Here is a 20,188-nt window from a genome sequence, read left to right as displayed (position 1 = left end):
CTCCGAAGAGCATGAGCGGGCGAGACGCCCGCGGTCCGCCTTGATATGACTCTTCCATTAACGAAGACAGGAAGCGTCATGGCGGCTTTTGACTATGTGATCGTGGGCGGCGGCTCGGCGGGCTGCGTGCTGGCCAATCGGTTGACCGAGGATCCGAGCGTGAAAGTCCTGCTGCTGGAGGCGGGGCCGGCCGACAAGTCGATGTGGATCGACATTCCGGCGGGCTTCACCAAGCTGCTCAACCACAACACCTTCAACTGGAACTTCGAGATGGAGGCCGAGGAGGGGATGGCCAACCGGCGCATTCCCTGTCCGCGCGGCAAGACGCTCGGCGGCTCGAGCTCGATCAACGGCATGCTCTATGTGCGCGGCCAGCCGCTCGACTACGACACCTGGGGTCAGCTCGGCAATCGCGGCTGGTCGTATTCGCAGATCCTGCCCTACTTCAAGAAGTCGGAGAATTTCGAGCGCGGCGGCGACGACAGCCGCGGCAAGGGCGGTCTCCTGAACGTCGCCGACATGTGCGACACCCACGAGCTCTGCGACGCCTTCATCGATGCGGCGGCGGCGAGCGGCTTCCCGAAGAACAAGGATTACAACAACGGCGACCAGGAAGGCTTCGGCTACTACCAGGTGACGATGAAGAACGGCAAACGCCAGTCGACGGCGCGCGCCTTCCTCGATCCCGCCCGCAGCCGGGCCAATCTCACGATCGAGACCGATGCACTGGTGGGCAAGATCATCCTCGAGGGCAAGCGCGCGGTCGGCGTCGCCTACAGCGTGCACGGCCGGGCGCGCGAGGCGCGGGCCGGACGCGAGGTCATCGTCTCATGCGGTGCCGTGCAGTCGCCGGGCGTGCTGGAGCATTCCGGCATCGGCCAGCCCGAGCTGCTGCGCCGCCATGGCATCGAGGTGAAGCACGAGCTGAAGGGCGTCGGCGAGAATTACGGCGACCACTTTGCGCCGCGCATGAACTGGCGGGTGAAGCTGCCGATCACGCTGAACGAGCAGACGCGCGGGCTGAGCCTGGTGAAGGAGGTCATCAAGTACTACACGACGGGCCGCGGCGCCTTGGCGCTGACGGCGGGCGTGGTCTACGGCTTCGTGCGCACGCGGCCGGGTCTCGATTCACCCGACATGCAGTTCCATATGGCCCATGCCAGCTACGACACCGCCCAGAAGCGGCTGCTCGAGAGGGAGCCGGGCATGACCGTAGTGATCGGCCAGTGCCGGCCCGATTCGCGCGGCTCGATCCACATCAAGTCGGCGACGCCGGGCGTGGAGCCGGCCATCCGGCCGAACTTCCTGACGGCCCAGATCGACCGCGACGCCACGGTCGCGGGCATGCAGATCGCCCGCAAGATCGTCTCGCACCCGTCGATGGAGAAATACATCGCCTTCGAGAACAAGCCGGGCAAGGACGTGAACAGCTACGACGAATGGCTCGACTTCGCCCGCGGCAACGGCCAGACGACCTACCATGTCTGCGGTACCTGCAAGATGGGCAGCGACCCCATGGCGGTGGTCGACGACCGGCTCAGGGTCCACGGCATCGCCGGCCTGCGGGTGATCGACGCCTCGATCATGCCGACCGTGCCCTCGGGCAACACCAATGCCCCCACGATCATGGTGGCGGAGAAGGGGGCGGATATGATCAAAGAGGATGCGAAGGCGGGCCTGAAGGCCGCCGCTTAACTCAGGGGGATCGCGGTGAAACCGTTGATATCGTTTCTGGCCATTGTCGGGCTTTCGACCGCCTTGATGGCGTGCAAGCCGGATGTGACGAACCCGTTGGGCTACCAGCCGGAAAGCAAGGAGAACCTGCTGGCCGACTCGGGCTTCAAGACGCTGACGCTGAACACGCCGGCCAAGGTCGCGGCCTTCAAGAAGATGCCGCCGCACCGCATTTCCCAGACGACCTTCAAGGGCAAGCAGGTCTGGGTCTATCCCGACCAGAATGTCTGCGGCTGCCTCTATATCGGCGGCCAGACGGCCTACAACACCTTCCTCAAGAAGGGCCGGGCGCAGATGATCGATAGCCGCGTCAACCAGATGTACAATCAGGACGCCAACGATCCGTACAATCCGACCGCCGAGATGGCGCAGCTCGATTGGGGCGACGCCTGGGACGCTTCCGATGCGTACGACCTGTATCTGAATTAGGCCGCCGTTGCCTGCGCTCGGTGTCATCCCGAGCGAAGCGAGGGACCTTTAAGGCCGCAAGAAAGGTCCCTCGCTACGCTCGGGATGACAGTCTTCGCTAGAGACGTCGTGCGTCCTGATCAGCCGCCCAGCAGCGCCGGTGCTGCTTTCACTTCCTGGCGTTCGACCTTCTTCACGATCTCCGTCAGCTTGGCATGGGTCGGCGCGGGCACGCCGATGTAGTTGCCGCGCTCGGCGACGTAGCCGTTCATGAACTCGATCTCGGTGCGGCGGCCCTTGCGGATGTCCTGGGCCATCGACGGGCGCTGGATGTCGGCGCGCGGGTTGGGGTTGGTGTTCGAGCCCGGCCGCAAGATCGCCTCGACCTCGTCGAGCGCGGTCTTGTCGCCCTCCGACGCCTTGGCCAGGGTCTCGGGCTCAAACTTGCCGATCTTCTCGATGTGGTAACCCAGCGCCTGGCCGACGCGCACCGCCTCGCCGCCGAGCTTGATCGAGAAGCGGCGGATGGCGTCGTTGCGGTCGCAGTCGGAGCCGGTGAGGCCGGTCGCGGCCGACACGCCGTTCTTCATGCCGTTCTGGCAGAGCTTGGCCCAGCGCTCGCCCCACAGGTTGGTCGTGGTCTTGGCGCTGTCGATGCGGCCCACCATGTCGCGCAGCTCCTCGACGCGGCTGGTGATGCGGCCATGCACCTCGCCGACGCGGAACACCGTGTGCTTGTCGCCGCCCTTGGCGACGGTTCGGCGAATGCGAGCCGGCTCGAACATGTCGACCGAGATCAAGGAGGCGATCATGCCCACGGTCTTGCCCCAGCCGACCACACCGGCGATGCGCTCCTCGTTCAGGCAGTTCTGCAGCGACACGATGTAGCCGTCGGGCGCCAGGTACTGCTTGATCAGCGCCGTCGCCCATTCGGTGTCGTAGGACTTCATCGACACGAAAGCGATGTCGATCGGCTTCTGGCGCGACAGGTCCTGCATCTCGGTGAGATGCATGGTCTTGGCGTTCTTGACCGTGACCTTCTCCTCCGGCGTGACGCCATCGAGCTCGAGCCCGTTCTTGCGGATGGTCTCGATGTTCTCCGGCCAGAAATCGATCAGGGTGACGTCCTCGCCCGTATGGGCGAGCCAGCCGCCGACATAACCACCCAACGCACCGACGCCGACGACTGCAATTCGCTTGCCCATGATTTCCTCCTTAAGCTGCCGGCAGCCGGGCGAGGAACGCCTCGACGGCCTGATTGAAAAGCGCGGGTTGGTGCAGGTTGGACGCATGGCCCGCGTCGGCGACCACAACCTTGATCGCCTGTTTTATCTTGGCCGCCATGTAGTCGGTGGCGGCGAGGAAGTTGGTGTCGTTGGCGCCGACCAGCACCAGCGTCGGCACGGCGACCTTGTCGAGCGACAGGATCACCCGGTCGTTGTCCTGGGCCAGCATGCCGCGCGCGGCGCGGGCCAGCCCGCTGGCGTCGCGATGGCGCGTCAGCTTGACCTCGTCGCTGGAGTTGAGGGCGGCCAGGCCCTTGGCTTCGAGGTTGTCAGCGCGCTGACGGGCCGTCTCGTTCCACTTGGCGCGCGCCTCGTCCTTCTTGAAGCCCGGTCCGGTGTCGAACAGCATCAGCGCGCGCACGCGCTCGGGATGGCTGGCGGCAAAGGCGAGCGACATGTAGCCGCCCAAGGAGAGCCCGGCGATGATCGCCGTCCTGGCCCCGACCTCGTCGAGCAGCGCCTTCATGTCGCCCACGGTCAGCGCCTCGGAATAGAGGCTCTGGTCGCTCGGATAGTCCGATTCGCCGTGCCCGCGCATGTCCCAAACGACGACCTGGTAGCGATCCTTCAGGGCCGCGATCTGGCCGTCCCACATGCGCGCCGTCGAGCTGTAGCCGTGGCTCAGCAGGATCGTCGGTCCGCTGCCATGGACCTCGTAGTGGATCTTCACGCCGTCGCGGTCGAGCTTGGCCATGTCTTCTCCCCCTACGGCGCGACGCGCGGCTCGCGGCGTGCCCTTTCGAGATAGCGCTCGGCATCCTCGGCCAGCAGCAAGCGCTCCTTGGCCAGCGCCGTGACTGCCGCCTGCACCTTGGCGAGGTAGTCCGCCCCGCCGGCATAGCGTTCGGCGATCGAGGGCCGCGGATCGCCCGACGTCTCGCGCGCCGCCCTGTCGGCCGGAAAGGGCAGGCAGCTTCCGTCGCGATCGGCCAACTCGCCGGCCGGGTACGGCGGCTTGTACTCGTTCCAGCCGGAATAGGTCGCCAGCGGCACGGCGATATCGGGCAGGCGGATGCCGGCCGCCTCGTTGCCGTCACTGTCGACCTTGCAGACCAGCGTGCGATAGGCGTCCTCGAGCGTCACGGGGCTCACCCAGTCGACCGGTGGCGTGACCCGGTTGGTGACCTTCGCGACCGCGGCACCTGGTATGGCGGGAAAGCCGGTCTTGTCGGGCTCGACCAGGGTGCCGGCGGCCAAGGTCGGCACGCGGCTGGGTGGCGGCTCCTTGCCCGTCACGACCCAGTCGTCGAGCGCCATCAGCAGGGCGCGCACGGCCGGCATGGGATTGTGCGGGTTGCGCGGATTGATGTTGGGGCCGGGATCGGTGGTGGCGCCGGCACGACCGCCATGCTGGGTGCCGGCGATCATGTAGACACGGCTGTTCTCGGGCAGCGCCAGGTCCTGCTTGCCGAGCGGATCGGTGTGCAGCAGCGACGCACCCTTCTGCCAGTACTCGGTCGAGGTGTTGGTCTCGATCAGCTTGGGATCGCTGCCGTCACCGCGGAACAGCGAGCCCTCCTGCTCGGTCAGCGGATCGGTAAGCTCCGCCGTCGAAAAAGGGAACGCGTTCTCCGGGAAGCCGTGGTCCTCGTGCTGCGTGCCGGTGCGCGCCGGCTGGCCGAACGGCGTGTTGAAGAAGATGCGGCCGATGCCGGCGATATGCGCATGGATGCCGTCGAAGACCTTGCGGTCCTGCTCGTCGCGATTGAAGCCTGCCGAGATGTGGTGGCGCAGATAGCGCCCCGCCTGCGAGAAGCCGATGGCCAGGGCATGGCTGATCTTGCCGCCGGTGGCGGCGATCGCCGCCGGATCGTAGCGCAGCCAGCTCACGACATCGCGCGTCGCCGCGAAACCCAGGCCCTGCACCTTGGGATTGGTGGCCTCGTAGTGGAATTCGTAGAGCCAGCCCGGCTTGGGCTTGGTGCCGTCGGCGAGCTTGATCGACCGCGCATCGACGAAGGACCACTGGCTGCGCGGCATCTCGCGGCGCTCGTCGCCGGCGCGCTCGCGCACGCTGAGCCGCGCCCAGATCTGATCCCCGGCGGCCGCCTCGTAGGACAGCTTGAAGACGTCGAGGTTGCCCACGCGCGTGCCGGAGACGAACTCCTCGCGCACCATCTCGACGATGGGTTCGCCCTTGTTCGTCGCGACCGGCGCCGTCAGCCCCAACCCCATGTTGGCGCGCGGCGCATCGGGGTCCCAGCCCGACCACACGATGGTGTAGCCCTGGCGCAGGGGAAAGCCGTTGCCGACATCGGCCAGGGTCTTGGGGTCGTTCACGCCCTGCGGGCCGTCGGCGATGTTGCCGAACAGCATCTTGCGGCCGCGATTGTTGACCTCGTAGAGGATGCGGCCGTTGCCCTTGGCTGGGTCCTTGGGCCGCAGGATGAAGACGTCGGTCGTGTACTCGACCTTGCCGTTGGCGTTGCGTGGCGCCTTGTCGATCAGGGCAATGCCCTCGTTGCCCGGATGCTCGGGATCGACCTCGCCCTTGGCCTTGGCGATCACGCGCTCGTAGGCGCCGACTTCGCCGAACGGCGCGCCATCGGCGAGCGGCTCAACTTTCTCAATGTCAAACGATACAAGCATTCAGACCTCTTGCCGGACCGTGGGCCTCCAGGCCCGCTCATGAATCATGCTTCTTTGCCGGGAGCGCGCCACTCCAGTGGCGCGTCTTCTATTGATCACACAGCCCATGAGCGCCACTGGAGTGGCGCGCTCCCGGCAATGAGCGGGCCTGGAGGCCCGCGGTCCGGCAAGAGACAATCACGCCTTCGCCTCTTCCGGCGGAAAGTTCAGCTCCACGCCGACACCGTCGGGATCGTAGAGGAAGATCTGCGCAGCGCCGGTGCGCGGCACGACCTGCTCGCGGAACTTCACCTTCTTCGATTCGAGCCGCTTGCGCACACCGGGCAGGTCGCTGGCGGCGAAGGCGATATGGTCGAAACGGCCGGTGTCGTCGAACTTCTTCGCGGTGCCGCGCACGACGATGCCCTCGCGCGGCGTGCGCGGTCCCAGCAGGTGCACGGTGGCGACGCCGCCGGAATAGAGCCAGTAGCCCGGGAAGCCGAGCGGCGGGCGATCGCCGTTCTCCAGTCCCAGCACGTCGCAGTAGAAATCCTTGGTGGCCTCCAAATTCGAAGGCTCGATGGTGTAATGCTGCAGGACGCCAAGCGGCATGATCCGTCTCCAGTGATGATCAAACGAAGGTGAGGTCGGCGTCGGCGCCCAGCATCCAGGCGCCGACAGTCTCGAAATGCGACAGCCGGCCCTGCAATTGCTGGGTCACGGTGTGGATGTCGCGGAAGCGGCGTTCCAGCGGATGGTTCTCGAAGATCGCCGTGGCGCCCGCCGCGTTGTAGGCGAAGTCGACCGCCTCGCGGGAGCGATGGATGGCGTTGGTCGAGGCCATGCGAATGGTGATGCGATGGTCGACCGAGAGCCTGTCGCCAGCCGCGACCGTCTTCCAGATCTCCGCCACCGACTGCAGCAGGAAGGCGCGCGCCGAGCGGATGCCGACCTCGACCTGGGCGAGGTTGGTCTGCACCACGGCGTTGTCGCGGAGCGGGCTCACCTTGCCGCGCGGGATCTTGTTTTTCGCCACGTCGACGAAGTTGTCGAGGCAGGCGCGCGCGATGCCGAGCGCCACACCGGAGAAGCCGAGCTCATAGCAGGTCATCGCCGACATGCGGTAGAGCGGGCCGGCCTCGCGGCATTCCTTCAGCCAGTCGCGCGTGATCGAATGGTCGCCGCGCACGAAATGGTCGGTCAGCGAGAACTGGTCGCTCGCCGTGCCGCGCAGCCCGACGACGTTCCAGATGTCGGTCCACTCGACCTCGCTCGACGGCACCAGCATGGTGCGCTCGACCTGCCGGCCCTTGTCGTCGAGCCGCGGCGTGCCGTCGGCCTGCCAGATCGGGCAGTGGGCGCCGAGCCAGGTCGCGTGCCGGCCGCCCGAGGCGAAGGCCCACACACCGGTGACGCGATAGCCGCCCTCGCATTCGATGGCACGCACCCTGGGGCCCGGCCCCCAGGCCAGCACCGCGCGCGGATCGTTGCCGAAGATCTCCTGCGCCACCGGCACGGCCAGATAAGCGGCCGACATCGAGCAGCCGCCGGCCTGGCTCAGGCACCAGGCTGTCGAGGCATCCGCCTTGGCGATCGCCTCGATGACGTGGAAGAACGTGACGGGATCGGTCTCGATGCCGTTGGCCGAGCGCGGCATCAGGAGGCGGAACAGTCGCGCCTCGTGCAGCTTGTCGAGAAGGGCGGTCGGCAGGCGGCGCTTTTCCTCGATTTCGTCCGACGCCGCCTCGACGACCGGGCGCAATGCCTCGGCGCGGGCGACGATGGCAGGGTCGCCCGCGAGATCGGCAGAAGACGGGATCAGCGTGTCCAAGGATCCTCTCCTCGCGTCAGTCGGCGGCGGCCAATTCGCGGTCGATCTGCTCGAGCGACTTGCCCTTGGTCTCCAGCCCGAAGAAATAATAGACCACCCCGGCCATCAGGAACCAGCAGCCGAGATAGACGAAAGCGGTCGGAATCTCGGTCAGTGGTACGTCGGGTTTCAGGTAATTGCTCGAGCCGACGATCAAGGCGAGCCCGACCGGGCCCAGGATCTTGCCGATGCCGCCGAAGCCATAGGCCGAGCCCATGCCCGACGTCTTGAGATGCGAGGGCCAGATTTCCGCGGCGTACGGCCCGACAATGGCGAAGCCGCCGTCGACGAAGAACATGGCCGCCGCCAGGATCAGCCAGAATGCCGAGAGCCCGAACAACGTGGTGTTGTAGTTGTAGCCGGCGACGATGATCAGGACGCCGGCGCCGAAGCCCAGCAGGCCGCCGCTTTTGCGCCGGCCGACCGCCTCCGAGAGCCATGAGAAGCTCAGGCGGCCGATGAAGCCGGTGACGGTGAGCAGGATCATCATCTTGGAGGCTTCCTGCGGCGTCACCTTCAGGAGCAGCACGAACAGCGAAGGGGCCCACAGCGCGATACCGTAGGCGCCGGTCTGGGCGCCGGCATTGCCGAGCCACGACACCAGCAGGCTGCGCGGATACTTGAAGAGGTCGAACCAATTGGTCTTCACGACCTTGGTTTCCTCCGGCCGCGGCAACGGCAGGGTGTTGGGATCGACCTGCAACGCCCAGGCCAGCGATTTGCGCGCCTCCTCGAGGCGTCCCTGGCGAGCGAGCCAATGCGGCGATTCCGGGACCCACAGCCGCACCAGCAGGACGACCAGGGCCGGCAGTACACCGATGGCGAACAGCAGCCGCCACTGGTCGGCGCCCAGGAAAGCGCCTAGCACCGCGCCGAGGCCGACGCCGATCGGAATGACGCACGTCACCAGGCCGCCGATCCAGCCGCGCTTGGACGAGGGCATGAACTCCTGCACCAGCGGCAGGTCGACGCAATAGAGCCCGCCGACGCCGAAGCCGACGAAGAAACGTATGATCGTCAGGTAGACCCAGCCATTGTCCGGCGTGAAGTAGAGCAGGCCGGTGGCGATCGAGAAATTCAACACCGTGCCGATGAATACCTTGCGCCGGCCGATGCGGTCGGCAATCCAGCCCCACACATAGGCGCCGAGGATGGCGCCGACACCCGAGCTCAGAAACACCATGGCGGTCTGGCCGAAGGTGAGCTTCCACGGACCGATCAGGAAGGCGAAGACGAAGGCGATCAGGAAGAAGTCGAAGAACTCGAGCGCATCGCCGATGATGGCGGCGGCCAGGATCTTCTTTTGATTGCCGGTCAGAGTGGTCTGCCGGTCGAGAACATCGAACATGGCATTTCCCCCAAGGGCGTTTCCTGTGCGCTTCATTTTTTTTGAGGCCGGATGCCGCGCACCGTCATGCCGTCCCTGAGCGCAAACGCTACGCTTCGATCCTGAGCCGAGCCACGGTTGGGGGCTGCGCCCGTTTGCCCGTCGGAATGCGATCCTGCATTGCTCCGATGCCTTTGCTACGTTCGGCACCGCAATTGGGGAGATCAGCATGAATTGGACCGACCGCCGCCAGCGCTTCCGCGCGATCCTCAGCGGAAACCGCTGTGTGCATCCCGGCTCGGTGTTCGATCCCATCTCCGCCCGCATCGCCGAGGACCTGGGCTTCGAGATCGGCATGTTCGCGGGCTCGACGGCGTCGCTCACCGTGCTGGGCGCGCCCGACCTGATCGTCCTCACTCTCAGTGAATTCGCGGGCCAGGCCTATCGCATCAACCGCGCCGGCAACCTGCCGCTGATGGTCGACGCCGACCACGGCTACGGCAATGCGCTGAACGCCAAGCGCACGGTCGAGGAGCTGGAGACGGCTGGCGTCGGCGGATTGAGCCTCGAGGACACCGACCTGCCGACGCCGTTCGGCACGGCCAAGCCGCGGTTGACGTCGATCGCCGAAGGCGTCGGCAAGATGAAGGCTGCGTTGGCCGGCCGGCAGGATCCGGCCTTGTGCATCGCCGGCCGCACCAGCGCGGTCCAGATCACGGGACTCGAAGACGCTATTGCCCGCGGCAAGGCGTATGAGGAAGCGGGTGTCGACGCGCTGTTCTTCGTCGGCGTGCGCACGCGCGCCGAGCTCGATGCGATCTCCGCCGCGACCAGGCTGCCGCTGATCCTGGGCGGCGTGTCGGGCGACCTCACCGACCTCGCGTATCTCAGCGCCCGCCGCGTCCGCATCGCCCTGCAGGGCCACCAGCCTTTCGCCGCTGCGGTCAAGGCGATCCACGACACGCTGCGCGCGCTGCGCGACGGCACGCCGCCCGGCAAGCTCACCGGCGTCGCCGACGCCGAGCTGATGAAGCGCGTGACGCGCGACAGCGACTACGGGCGCTGGACCAAGGACTTTCTGGGCGGCTGATTCCGTTTTGCAGTCGGAGTGCCTTGACTCTCGTGGGCCGTCATGACAACGATTTCATAAGGGGTTTTGAAGGGGTTTCGCCAGATGGTGGGAGGGGCGATCCGTCTCGAACGGGTCGAGAAGACGTATGGTGGCGCGGGAGGGGTGCAGGCGATTGCACCCCTCTCCGTCGAGATGCGCGCCGGCGAGGCGGTCAGCATCGTGGGGCCCAGCGGCTGCGGGAAGAGCACGCTGATGCGCCTGATCGCCGGCCTCGACGCACCGACGCGCGGCACCATCAGCATCGGCAGCACGCCGGTCGATGGACCGGTGCCCGACATCGGCATCGTCTTCCAGCGCGATCTTCTCCTCGAATGGCGCAGCGTCATGGGCAACGTGATGCTGCCCGCCGAGATCAAGCGGCTGGCCGGCCTCGAAGTTCGGGCCGGCGAGCTGCTGAAGGAGCTCGACGTTGCGGGCTTCGCCGGCGCCTATCCCTGGCAGCTCTCGGGCGGCATGCGCCAGCGCGTGGCGATCGCCCGCGCGCTGCTGACGAAACCGGCGCTGCTGTTCCTCGACGAGCCGTTCAGTGCCCTGGATGCACTGACGCGTGATCAGATGAACGTGCTCTTGCAGCGGCTGCAGACCACGCAGCACGTCACGACGCTCCTGATCACGCACAGCATCGCCGAGGCGATCTTCTGCGCCGACCGCGTGCTGGTGATGTCGGGCCGGCCGGGCGCGATCCTCGATGACATCCGCGTGCCGTTCGACCGGCCGCGACGGCTCGCGGTGCGCGAGACCCCGGATTTCACCGCCATTGGCCGGCGCATCCGCGAGCATTTCGAGAAGGCGGGGGTGCTGGTCGGATGAAGGCCAAGAATTTCCTCGTCGGGATGATGTGGCCGTTGCTCAGCGGCGCCTTCGGCCTCGCCCTGTGGGAGGGCCTGGTCAAGGGATTCGGGGTCCCGGTCTTCCTGCTGCCGGCGCCAACTGACGTCGCCGAGACCATCGTCGCCAAGTGGTCGTATCTCCTGAGCCAGCTCGCCATCACGGTGATGGCTGCGGGCCTGGGGCTGATCATGTCGGTGGCGCTGGGTCTCGTGGCCGGCGCGGCCATCGCTGGCTCTCGCCTGGTCGATCGCCTTCTCACGCCATGGCTGGTGGTGGCGCATGCCATTCCCAAGGTGGTGATCGCGCCTCTGTTCCTGGTGTGGTTCGGCTTCGGCCTGCAAAGCGAGATGTTCTTTGTCGTGGCCTTCACCTTCTTTCCGGTGATCGTGAACACCGTGACGGGGCTGAAGTCGGCCGACCCGGAGCAGCTCCTGATGGTGCGCGCCATGGGCGCGAGCCGCCTGCAGGTCCTGCACAAGATCCAGTTCCCCAACGCGCTGCCCAGCATCTGCGCCGGCATCAAGCTTGCCGTCTCCCTGGCACCGGTCGGCGCGGTGATCGGCGAGTTCGTCGCCTCCAACGCCGGGCTCGGCCATCTGCTGATCCGGGCCGTCGGCGACACCGACACCTCGCTCGCCTTCGCCGCGGTCACGGTCTTCTCGATCTTCGGTGTGCTGCTGTGGCGCGCCGCCGAATGGGTCGAGCGTCTGGTGCTGCCCTGGCATCCGAGCCAACGCGAAACCCTGATGTTGCGCGACGCAACGACCTGAGGAGAAACCCATGATCCGACGCATTCTTGCCCTCGCTTCCTGCGCGATCGGACTGGCGTCCTTTCCTGCAGCGGCCCAGACGCTGACGTCGGTGAAGGTCCTGCTCGACTGGGCGTGGTTGCCCTATCACGCGTCGTTCCTGGTCGCGCAGGAGAAGGGCTACTACAAGGAGGCGGGCCTCGACGTCACGCTCGAGCAGGGTCGCGGCTCGGCGACCACGGCGCTGATGCTGAGCCAGAGCGGCTTCGACATCGCCCATCTCAACACCACCAACGCCGCCCAGATGATCAGCAAGGGCGGTGCGATCAAGATGGTCGGCATCTACCAGCACAAGACTGCGGCCGCGTTCGTCGGCATCAAGGGCAAGGTCAAGCTCGACGGCCCGCAGTCGCTCAAGGGCATCAAGATCGGCAGCACGCCCGGCGGCTCGGATGGTCTCAGCCTGAAAGTCTTCACGGCGGCCAACAAGATGAAGCTCACCGACCTCAACATCGTGGCGCTCGACGCCAACGCCAAGACGGCAGCCCTGTTCGGCGGCACGATCGACGCGGTGAGCGGCGACGCCCCGGCCTTCGACGCCTATGTGCGCGCCACCAGCCAGCAGCCCGAGACCATGCTGCTCAGCAACTACGGCGTGCCGCTGATCGGCTTTGGCTTTGCCGCCAACGGCAATTACCTCGCGAAGAACCCGGCGACAGTCGAGAAGTTCCTGGCCGCCACCAAGCGCGGCTTCGCCGAGGCGGCGCGCGACTTCAAGGCGGCTTGCGAGCTGATGCAGGCCAAGGTGCATCTCGCGGGCACGGTCGAGCGCTGCATCGACTACAACAAGGGCGTGCTGGAGCTCTCCACGCCGCCGACCGACCCGAACTGGGGCCGGCAGTCGGACGAGGAGTGGACGAAGCTTCTGGCCACGCTCAAGGATGCGGGCGAGCTGTTCGGCGACAAGCCGCTCGCCACCTACTTCACCAACGAGTCCGTGCCCAAATGAACCCAAGCTCGGGGAAGGGCCGCTTCGACGCCATCGTCGTCGGCGGCGGCCACAACGGCCTGGTCGCAGCGGCCTATCTCGGCCGCGCCGGCCTCAGGACCCTGGTGCTCGAAGGCAACCCGCGCCTCGGCGGTCCGGCGGCGACCCTGGAGTTCATGCCGGGCTACTTCACGACCATCGCCAACTCGCCGGGCTCGCTCGAGCCCAAGATCGTCGAGGATCTCGAGCTCGAGCGGTACGGGCTGCGCTGGGTGCGGCCCGATCCGACGCTGGTCCAGCCGCTCGACGGCGAGCGGATCTATGTCGGCTGGCGCGATCCCAAGCGCAACCACGCCCAGCTCGAGACCTATGCGCCGGGCGAGGCGGCGCGCTACGATGCCTTCTTCGCCTACCTGCAGGCCTTCGCCGACCGGCTGGGCATCTCGATCTTCGAGCCGCCGCCGTCGCTGCAGCACCTGGTGCGCAACCTGACGCGGCTGGAGGACCAGGAAGCCTTCAGCCGCATCCTGTTCGGCAACATCCGCGACCTGATGGACGAGTTCGAGCTGGCGCCGCAGACGCAGGCCCTGATCGCGCCGCTGGCCGTGGTCGGCGGCCAGGTCGCGCCCTCGACACCGGGTTCGCCGTTCAACCTCATGATGCGGCCGCTGTCGCTTGCCTCGCTGAAGAGCGGCAGCGCGGGCGACCCGCGGCTGATCCCGTTGCGCGGCTCGACCGGCCTGCCGGTCGGCGGCATGGGCGCGATCACCGACGCTCTGTCGGCGAGCCTGCGCGCGCATGGCGGCGAGGTGATGGTCGGCAAACCCGTCGCCACCATCAGGAGCTCGGGCGGCGTGGTGCGCGGCGTCGTCACCAAGAGCGGCGAGGAGTATACCGCGCCGATCGTGGTCTCGGCGCTGAGTCCGGTGATCACGGTGAGGTCGCTGGTCGACGACACCTCGTCGTGGGGCGACCTTCAGCCCAAGATGAAGCGCAAGCCGATGCGCGGCCGCGCCTTCAAGGTCGTCCTGGCGCTCGACGGCATGCCCCGCTACGCGGGTGCGAAATCCGACGAGGAAGCGGCCCTGCTGACGTCGGCGCAGTTCCGCATCGCCCCCAGCCTCGACTACATCGAGGCCGCGCACACCGACATGCTGCAGGGCCGGCTGTCGCACCAGCCGGTGATCTGGGGTCTCTGCCCGTCGATGACCTCGCCGACGCTGGCACCGCCGGGCAAGCACGTGCTCAGCCTCAACGTCGGCAATGCACCCTATCGCCTGCGCGAGGGCACATGGGCCGAGCAGCGCGACGTCTTTGCCAAGCGCGCCATCGCCAAGCTCGCGGAATACATGCCGAACCTGCCGGGCCTGATCAGCGACTATCGCATCATCGACCCGACGCAGTTCGAGAGCGAGTTCGGCCTGGTCGAGGCCAACATCACCCACGGCGACACGCTGCCGTTCCACATGTTCTGGATGCGGCCGATGCCCGGCCTGCATGCCTATCGCACGCCGACCCGCGGCCTCTATCTCAGCGGCAACGGCACGTGGCCCGGCAATTACATCTCCGGCATCTCGGGCCACAATGCCTCGCAGGCGGTGTTGCGGGACCTGCGCGAGGCGCAGCAGGGCGAAAGGCAGAGCGAGGGAAGGGGGCGCTGATGGTGAGCGTCGTCGCCGTCGCCACCCGCGCCAAGGTCTCGCCGGCCACGGTGTCGCGCGTGCTGGCGGGCCGCGTGCCGGTCTCGGCAGAGACCCGCGCGCGCGTGCTGGAGGCGATCGAGCAGCTCGGCTATCGGCCCAATGAGGTGGCGCGCAGCCTGCGCGTCGGGCGCGGCCGGTCGGTGGCGTTGGTGACCGGCGACATCGAGCAGGGCATCTATGCCACGCTCGCCAAGCACGTGCAGGGCGAGCTCGAGACGTTGGGGCTCGACCTCGTGCTGTTCAATCTCGGTCATCGCCAAGACCGGCTGCGCCACTTCCTCGAGCGCGCGCCGTCGCTCGGCCTGCGCGGCGTGCTGCTGTCCTCGCCGCATGTCATGGACATGGAGGAGCTGGCGCCGGTCATGAAGTCGGTGGCCAAGAATGGCATAGAAATCCTGTCGGTGAGCCAGGACCTGAGCGGCCACGGTTTCCCGTCGATCATCCATGACGACGTGGGCGGTGCGGTGACCGCCACCACGCACCTGCTGAACACCGGCCGCGGGCCGGTCGCCTTCGTCGGCCGCATCGCGACCTCGGCGATCGGCCGCGCGCGCTACGACGGCTACTGCCAGGCGCTGAAAGCGCGCGGACTGGAGATCGATCCGGCGCTGGTCTGGGACATCTCGCAGGGCTATCGCGCCGACGCGGGCCATCAGGCGATGGCCGAGGCGCTGGCCAAGGGGCTCCGCTTCCGCGCCGTCATCGCGGCGAGCGACGAACTCGCCCTCGGCTGCATGGCCGCCGCCACCGATCGCGGCTTGGCCATTCCCGGCGACATGGCGGTCGTGGGCTTCGGCGGGCTCGCCTGGGTGGGCTTCGCGCGGCCGGCGATGACCACCGTGGCGCTCGATGCCGGCGCTATCGCCCGCGCCGTCGGCGAATTTTTCAAGGCCCGCGAAAGCGGCGCCAAGCTCGGCAAGCGCCGGGTGATCCCCGCCAATCTCGTTTTGCGGCAATCCGCCTGAATAGGAGCACGCCATGTTGATCGACGGTCTGCAGTGCGGCCACTTCACCCGGGAGACCTTCAGCGAGCTGCGCAAGGCTGATGTCGGCGCGGTGACGGTGACCTGCGGCTTCTGGGAGGGCACGGTCGAATCGCTCGATTCCATCGCCCGCTGGCGCGACCTGGTGAATGCCAACAAGGACCTGGTGGCGATCGGCACGTCGGTGAAGGAGATCGAGGCGATCACCGCCTCCGGCCGCACCGCCATCATCCTGGGCTTCCAGAACTCCAACCTGCTGGAGGGCCGCGTCCGCTTCGTCGAGCTGTTCGCCGAATTGGGCGTGCGCGCCATCCAGCTCACCTACAACAACCAGAATGAGCTGGGCGGCAGCTGCTACGAGGACGAAGATTCCGGTCTATCGCGCACCGGCAAAGAAATCGTGCGCGAGATGAACCGCACCGGCATCCTCGTCGACCTGAGCCACGTCGGCAATCGCACCACCAAGGACGCGATCATCCATTCCGAGAAGCCGGTCGCGGTGACGCATGCCAATCCCGACAGCCTGTTTCCGCACAAGCGCAACAAGACCGACGATGTCCTGAGGGTGCTGGCCGAGAAGGGCGGCGTGCTGGGCTGCGCCACCTATCGCAACATCACCGGCGACCACTACTGCAGCTCGCTCAGGAACTGGTGCGAGATGGTTGCCAAGAGCGTCGACATCATGGGCGTCGACCATGTCGCCATCGGCACCGACCGCAGCCACAATTTCACCAAGCCGGACTACGACTGGATGCGCATGGGCCGCTGGACGCGTGGCATCGACTATGGCGCGGCCTCGGCGGCGCGGCCTGGCAAGGCGCCACCGCCGGCCTGGTTCCAGGAGGTCCATCACCTCGGCCTGCTGCCCGGCGGACTGAAGGAGGTCGGCTTCAATGCCGAGGAGGTCGAGAAGATCACCAGCCGCAACTGGCTGCGCCTCTACGGCGAGGTGTTCGGCGCCGCCGAACAGGTCAGGGAGGCCAGGCTCGAATTCGTGCAGAGCGATCCCGTGCTCGCGACCACGCCGCGGGCTGCCGCGTCGTGAGCCCGACTGGCGAAGAGCGCATTGCGCTCGACATCCATGCTCATCTGGCGCCGGCGCTGAACGATCGCATCGGCGCCATCGCCGGCGTGAGCTGGAACGACATCGAAGGCACGATGACCATCGACGGCTACACCCTTGCCGCCAAGTCGGTCTATCGGCCCGAGGCGCTGATCGCCTGGATGGACGAGCATCGCGTCGAACGTGCCTGGATCTCGATCCCGCCGCCGCTCTATCGCCTCGGGCTCGACGCGCCAGCGATGCGGGCGTGGGTGCTCTACGCCAATGACGGCCTCGACACGCTGGCCGCCCGGTTCCCCGATCGCCTGTCACCGCTCTATCACCTGCCGGTGACGCAGCCGGCGCTGGCCGCGGAGATCGTGGCGAGCCGGGCCAAGACCAGCCGGCCGCGCTTTGCCATGCCGGCGGGCTCGCAGGATCACAAGGTGATCCTGTCGGACGCGGCCTTCGCGCCGCTCTGGACGGCGCTGAATGCCGCGCGGGCGTTCCTGTTCCTGCATCCCTGCAAGGGCTGCGATCCGCGCTACGAGCCGTTCTACCTGCACAATCTTTTGTGCAGCCCCGTCGAGACGGCGCTGGCTGCCGCTCATCTCGCGATGTCGGGCATCCTCGAGCGGCATCCCGACATGACGGTCTGCCTCGCCCATGCCGGCGGGGCTTCGGCCGCCGTCGCAGGGCGCCTCGAGCGCGGTCAGGTCACCGGGCGGCCGGGCGCCGACACCGGTGCCCAGAAGCCGCGCCTTGCCTTCAAGCGCTTCTGCGTCGACTGCATTGCCCACGATGCCGATGCACTGAAGCTCGCGGCCGCGATGCACGGCCAGGATCACATCCTGTTCGGCTCGGACTGGCCGTTTTCCATGGGCTTGCCCGATCCGCATAAGCAGCTCGCCGATACCGACGCCGCGCTGCGCCGGCTGATCTTCCACGACAATCCCCGTCGCTTCCTATGATCGACGATCGGCGAACCGCGCCGTATCGGTAAATCGAATGTCGCCGTCGGCCAGGCCGTCGATCACGATCTGCAATCCGCCGGACCGGATCATCCATTCCAGCCGATGATCGCGGAATTGGCGGCGAAAGGCGCCGGCTTTCACCGCGTCGGCAACGCCTTCCATCGCGGGGATGGTCGCCAATGCCTCGTCGACGGTCTGGCTGACCGAGGGTCGCTGGCGGCCACGCTGCAGCCAGCCCGCCACCGCCGACCCTGTCGGCGGATCGATGCCGAACATGCTGGACATGGTGGCGAAGGGCAGGGCCGAAAGATCGCCCCAGCCGAACTGCTCACCATTCAGCCACGGCGAGGAACCCAGCAATCCTTCGAGCCAACGGTACATATGACCGACCTGCTCGACGGCGGCCTCGCGCAACCGTGGACCCAGTGCTTCGCCGCCGCGGCGAAAGAAACGAACCTCGCCCAGGCCCCAGTTGATGGCTTCCCAGTGCGTGTCGCAGACCTCCTCGATCATGCGCACCCGTGCTCGCGCCGCCGGCGAGGCCGGCATCATCGGCGGCGAGGGAAACCTCTCTTCGAGGTATTCCAGGATCACCGTCGAATCGAAGATCGTCTGCCCTTCATGGACCAGTGCCGGCACTTCCAGTCGGGGGTTGAGATCGGCGAGTTCGGGATTGTCGGCACTGCGGCCCAGACGACTCGGCCGCCGGGCTTCGAACGCCAGACCCTTCTCGCGCAACAGGATGCGCACCTTCTGCGCATAGGGCGACAGCGGATGCTCGTAGAGCAAGATCGCGTTCACGACGTCAGCTTGGTGTGCGTGGCCACGGGATGGATGCGCAGCCGCTGCGCCAGCTTGACGTTGGCGCGCGCCTCCATGCCGAGCCAGGCGCGCAACTGCGGCGACAGCGCCTCGACCGTCTCGGGCGACAGGCTCGCGTTCCAGTTCTGCTGCTGGCGGATGAAGGAGCGCGAGTAGTAGCCGAACAGCAGCGCCCGCTCGCGGTCCTTCGAGACGTTGGCCCCCGAGGTGTGCCACAGCCGGCCGTCCATGACGACGAACGATCCGGCCGACGCCTTGAAGGGCACCATCCTGGCGCGCGCATCGGGCGGCAGGTCCGCCGCCCGTTGGATCTTGTGGCTGCCCGGGAGGTAGCGCGTCGCGCCGTTCTCCTCGTCGACGTCGTTCAGGCACCAGATGATGTTGATGCTCCAGGGTTGGAACCACGGCTCGGGCACGACGATGCCCTGGTCGGAATGCAGCTCCATCGATTTGCTGCCGGGCAGCGCGATGTTCGCCGTGAAGTTGGAGATCAGGAAGTCCGAGGTCAGCAGCGTGGTGACGAACTCGATGGCGGTCGGATGCTGGATCAGCTCGCGGAAGACCGCATCGCGCTCCAGGAGATAGAAGACGCGGACATTGTGCTCGTTGGGATCGAGGCCGATCTGGCGCGTCGGAACCCCGAGACGGTCGCTCTCCTTCGCGGCAGCCCACAGACGCTCGCGGGCGCGGTCGGTCTCCGCTGCGGTGAGCACGCCGGGGATGACGCAGCATCCCTCCTCGAGCAGTTGGCGCTTCTTGTCTTCGTGGGTCATTGCTGCCTCCCCATCACGCCGGCGACTTGCCGTTGACCAGGCCAAGCCCTTCCGTCCGGTAGCCCAGCAGCACCAGCATCTCGTCTGATGCGAATTGCCGGACGGCGGGATTGAGCGACAGGAACCAGTTCTCCTGCTGGCGGTAGATCGGCCGCGTGTACCAGGCGAAGATGCCGGCGCGACGCTGCGCCTGCGTCCGGTTGTTGCCCGTCTTGTGCCAAACACGGCTCTCCATGACGATGATCGAGCCGGCGGCCGCTTCGAGCGCGACGCTGTCCTTCGCCGCCTCGTCGGGCGTGGGCTTGCGGTTCAGACGATGGCTGCCCGGCACGATGCGCGTGGCGCCGTTCTCCTCGGTGAAGTCGTCGATGCACCAGGCGACGTTCACGCCCTGCGGGTTGGCCGGCCACGGCTCGGGCACGAAGATCTGGTCGGCATGCAGCACCATCTCGCCGCCGCCCGGTCCGGTGATGTTGGCCGAGATGTTGCCCAGAAGCGCCGGCCAGCCGATGGTCGATTTCACCAGCGCGAGCGCCAGCGGGTCCTCGACCAGATCGGCGAAGACCGGGTCACGGCTGAGCACGTTCCATACGCGTTGATTGGTGTCGTCATGCGCATAGTCGAGCCGGAACTTCTGCTCCCGGCCGCGCGCCCGATCTTCGCCTGCCGCCCGATACAGCGCCTCGCACACGCGTTCCAGGCGATCGGCCGGCAGCACGTTGGGGATGATGCAGAACCCGGACGTCTCAATGTCCTTCGCCGCCTGCGCGGCATCTCGCGTCGGCCCGGGCAGCTTAAGCTCTTCCGGACCGCGCGCTTCCAGCGCGCTCATTGCTTCCTCCCGAAAGGGAGACCAGGGTAGAGGGACAAGGCCGGTAGCGCCATCGGCCTAGTCTTTCGCCATGTGACATTGACCAGTCGTCTGGGACCAGGATCACTGCGGCGTGTGGAGCCATTCGAGGATCGGCAGATCCTGCTGCCTCATTCAGGATCGCGAT

General features: G+C 66.9%; 19 protein-coding genes. 10 read left to right on the top strand and 9 right to left on the bottom strand.

Annotated elements, in window-relative coordinates:
* The first annotated feature begins 78 nt into the window (after positions 1–78).
* Together RSO01_RS40050 and RSO01_RS40045 are read left to right on the top strand one after the other, a co-directional pair.
* Entirely contained in the window at positions 79–1,695 is a 1,617-nt protein-coding gene (locus tag RSO01_RS40050) for a GMC family oxidoreductase (protein WP_147156197.1), read from the top strand.
* Positions 1,696–1,710: 15 nt separating this feature from the next.
* Positions 1,711–2,163 carry a hypothetical protein gene (locus RSO01_RS40045; protein ID WP_147156196.1) on the top strand — a complete coding sequence of 151 codons (453 nt, stop codon included), beginning with the start codon at positions 1,711–1,713 and terminating at the stop codon, positions 2,161–2,163.
* Positions 2,164–2,282: 119 nt separating this feature from the next.
* Here RSO01_RS40045 and RSO01_RS40040 read toward each other — a convergent pair whose 3' ends face one another.
* The 6 genes from RSO01_RS40040 to RSO01_RS40015 form a co-directional block, all read right to left on the bottom strand.
* Positions 2,283–3,347, bottom strand: coding sequence for a ketopantoate reductase family protein (locus RSO01_RS40040; protein WP_170303724.1), 1,065 nt, complete (start codon positions 3,345–3,347; stop codon positions 2,283–2,285).
* Positions 3,348–3,357: 10 nt separating this feature from the next.
* Positions 3,358–4,122 carry an alpha/beta fold hydrolase gene (locus RSO01_RS40035; RefSeq protein WP_147156194.1) on the bottom strand — a complete coding sequence of 255 codons (765 nt, stop codon included), beginning with the start codon at positions 4,120–4,122 and terminating at the stop codon, positions 3,358–3,360.
* A gap of 11 nt (positions 4,123–4,133) precedes the next feature.
* Entirely contained in the window at positions 4,134–6,017 is a 1,884-nt protein-coding gene (locus tag RSO01_RS40030; RefSeq protein WP_147156193.1) for an alpha/beta hydrolase domain-containing protein, read from the bottom strand.
* Between the two features lie 177 nt (positions 6,018–6,194).
* Positions 6,195–6,608 carry a VOC family protein gene (locus RSO01_RS40025; protein ID WP_147156192.1) on the bottom strand — a complete coding sequence of 138 codons (414 nt, stop codon included), beginning with the start codon at positions 6,606–6,608 and terminating at the stop codon, positions 6,195–6,197.
* 19 nt (positions 6,609–6,627) lie between these two features.
* A complete protein-coding gene (locus tag RSO01_RS40020) occupies positions 6,628–7,827 on the bottom strand; it encodes an acyl-CoA dehydrogenase family protein (RefSeq protein WP_147156191.1) in 1,200 nt (399 codons plus the stop codon).
* A 16-nt stretch (positions 7,828–7,843) separates the two neighbouring features.
* Positions 7,844–9,214: an MFS transporter gene (locus RSO01_RS40015; protein ID WP_147156190.1), complete on the bottom strand. Its 1,371-nt coding sequence runs from the start codon at positions 9,212–9,214 to the stop codon at positions 7,844–7,846.
* Between the two features lie 208 nt (positions 9,215–9,422).
* On the opposite strand from RSO01_RS40015, the gene RSO01_RS40010 reads away from it, so the two are divergent.
* The 8 genes from RSO01_RS40010 (at position 9,423) to RSO01_RS39975 (ending at position 17,592) form a co-directional block, all read left to right on the top strand.
* Positions 9,423–10,283, top strand: coding sequence for an isocitrate lyase/PEP mutase family protein (locus tag RSO01_RS40010; RefSeq protein WP_147156189.1), 861 nt, complete (start codon positions 9,423–9,425; stop codon positions 10,281–10,283).
* 144 nt (positions 10,284–10,427) lie between these two features.
* A complete protein-coding gene (locus RSO01_RS40005; RefSeq protein WP_218037608.1) occupies positions 10,428–11,135 on the top strand; it encodes an ABC transporter ATP-binding protein in 708 nt (235 codons plus the stop codon).
* On the top strand, positions 11,132–11,926 hold the full coding sequence (locus tag RSO01_RS40000; RefSeq protein WP_147156187.1) for an ABC transporter permease: 795 nt from the start codon (positions 11,132–11,134) through the stop codon (positions 11,924–11,926). Before RSO01_RS40005 ends, RSO01_RS40000 begins: the two co-directional genes overlap by 4 nt.
* Positions 11,927–11,936: 10 nt before the next feature.
* A complete protein-coding gene (locus RSO01_RS39995; RefSeq protein ID WP_147156186.1) occupies positions 11,937–12,914 on the top strand; it encodes an ABC transporter substrate-binding protein in 978 nt (325 codons plus the stop codon).
* Positions 12,911–14,554: a phytoene desaturase family protein gene (locus tag RSO01_RS39990; protein WP_147156185.1), complete on the top strand. Its 1,644-nt coding sequence runs from the start codon at positions 12,911–12,913 to the stop codon at positions 14,552–14,554. Before RSO01_RS39995 ends, RSO01_RS39990 begins: the two co-directional genes overlap by 4 nt.
* Complete coding sequence (locus RSO01_RS39985; protein WP_170303723.1) at positions 14,554–15,561, top strand: LacI family DNA-binding transcriptional regulator; 1,008 nt, start codon at positions 14,554–14,556, stop codon at positions 15,559–15,561. The genes RSO01_RS39990 and RSO01_RS39985 overlap by 1 nt, the downstream gene beginning before the upstream one ends.
* Positions 15,562–15,574: 13 nt before the next feature.
* The gene (locus tag RSO01_RS39980; protein ID WP_147156183.1) at positions 15,575–16,624 is read left to right on the top strand and encodes a dipeptidase; all 1,050 of its coding nucleotides are present in this window, start codon (positions 15,575–15,577) and stop codon (positions 16,622–16,624) included.
* Positions 16,621–17,592: an amidohydrolase family protein gene (locus tag RSO01_RS39975; protein ID WP_170303722.1), complete on the top strand. Its 972-nt coding sequence runs from the start codon at positions 16,621–16,623 to the stop codon at positions 17,590–17,592. The genes RSO01_RS39980 and RSO01_RS39975 overlap by 4 nt, the downstream gene beginning before the upstream one ends.
* Here the strand turns inward: RSO01_RS39975 and RSO01_RS39970 are convergent.
* Genes RSO01_RS39970 through RSO01_RS39960 form a run of 3 tightly spaced genes read right to left on the bottom strand, consistent with a single transcriptional unit; the run spans position 17,587 to position 20,022 of the window.
* Complete coding sequence (locus RSO01_RS39970; RefSeq protein WP_147156181.1) at positions 17,587–18,396, bottom strand: glutathione S-transferase family protein; 810 nt, start codon at positions 18,394–18,396, stop codon at positions 17,587–17,589. The genes RSO01_RS39975 and RSO01_RS39970 overlap by 6 nt on opposite strands.
* On the bottom strand, positions 18,393–19,190 hold the full coding sequence (locus tag RSO01_RS39965; RefSeq protein ID WP_147156180.1) for a phytanoyl-CoA dioxygenase family protein: 798 nt from the start codon (positions 19,188–19,190) through the stop codon (positions 18,393–18,395). Before RSO01_RS39965 ends, RSO01_RS39970 begins: the two co-directional genes overlap by 4 nt.
* A gap of 13 nt (positions 19,191–19,203) precedes the next feature.
* The gene (locus RSO01_RS39960; protein WP_147156179.1) at positions 19,204–20,022 is read right to left on the bottom strand and encodes a phytanoyl-CoA dioxygenase family protein; all 819 of its coding nucleotides are present in this window, start codon (positions 20,020–20,022) and stop codon (positions 19,204–19,206) included.
* Positions 20,023–20,188: the final 166 nt, after the last annotated feature.

This window comes from Reyranella soli, assembly GCF_007992495.1.
Lineage (GTDB): Bacteria > Pseudomonadota > Alphaproteobacteria > Reyranellales > Reyranellaceae > Reyranella > Reyranella soli.
The sequence above is the reverse complement of the archived record's forward strand: the minus strand, read 5'-3'. Positions and strand labels throughout refer to the sequence as shown.

Coding starts and splice junctions, on each gene's coding strand:
- RSO01_RS40000 (WP_147156187.1), top strand. CDS start 11,132: ATGAAGGCCAAGAATTTCCTCGTCGGGATGATGTGGCCGTTGCTCAGC.
- RSO01_RS39960 (WP_147156179.1), bottom strand. CDS start 20,022: ATGAGCGCGCTGGAAGCGCGCGGTCCGGAAGAGCTTAAGCTGCCCGGG.
- RSO01_RS39990 (WP_147156185.1), top strand. CDS start 12,911: ATGAACCCAAGCTCGGGGAAGGGCCGCTTCGACGCCATCGTCGTCGGC.
- RSO01_RS40035 (WP_147156194.1), bottom strand. CDS start 4,122: ATGGCCAAGCTCGACCGCGACGGCGTGAAGATCCACTACGAGGTCCAT.
- RSO01_RS40050 (WP_147156197.1), top strand. CDS start 79: ATGGCGGCTTTTGACTATGTGATCGTGGGCGGCGGCTCGGCGGGCTGC.
- RSO01_RS40010 (WP_147156189.1), top strand. CDS start 9,423: ATGAATTGGACCGACCGCCGCCAGCGCTTCCGCGCGATCCTCAGCGGA.
- RSO01_RS39980 (WP_147156183.1), top strand. CDS start 15,575: ATGTTGATCGACGGTCTGCAGTGCGGCCACTTCACCCGGGAGACCTTC.
- RSO01_RS40030 (WP_147156193.1), bottom strand. CDS start 6,017: ATGCTTGTATCGTTTGACATTGAGAAAGTTGAGCCGCTCGCCGATGGC.
- RSO01_RS40015 (WP_147156190.1), bottom strand. CDS start 9,214: ATGTTCGATGTTCTCGACCGGCAGACCACTCTGACCGGCAATCAAAAG.
- RSO01_RS39995 (WP_147156186.1), top strand. CDS start 11,937: ATGATCCGACGCATTCTTGCCCTCGCTTCCTGCGCGATCGGACTGGCG.
- RSO01_RS40040 (WP_170303724.1), bottom strand. CDS start 3,347: ATGGGCAAGCGAATTGCAGTCGTCGGCGTCGGTGCGTTGGGTGGTTAT.
- RSO01_RS39965 (WP_147156180.1), bottom strand. CDS start 19,190: ATGACCCACGAAGACAAGAAGCGCCAACTGCTCGAGGAGGGATGCTGC.
- RSO01_RS40025 (WP_147156192.1), bottom strand. CDS start 6,608: ATGCCGCTTGGCGTCCTGCAGCATTACACCATCGAGCCTTCGAATTTG.
- RSO01_RS39985 (WP_170303723.1), top strand. CDS start 14,554: ATGGTGAGCGTCGTCGCCGTCGCCACCCGCGCCAAGGTCTCGCCGGCC.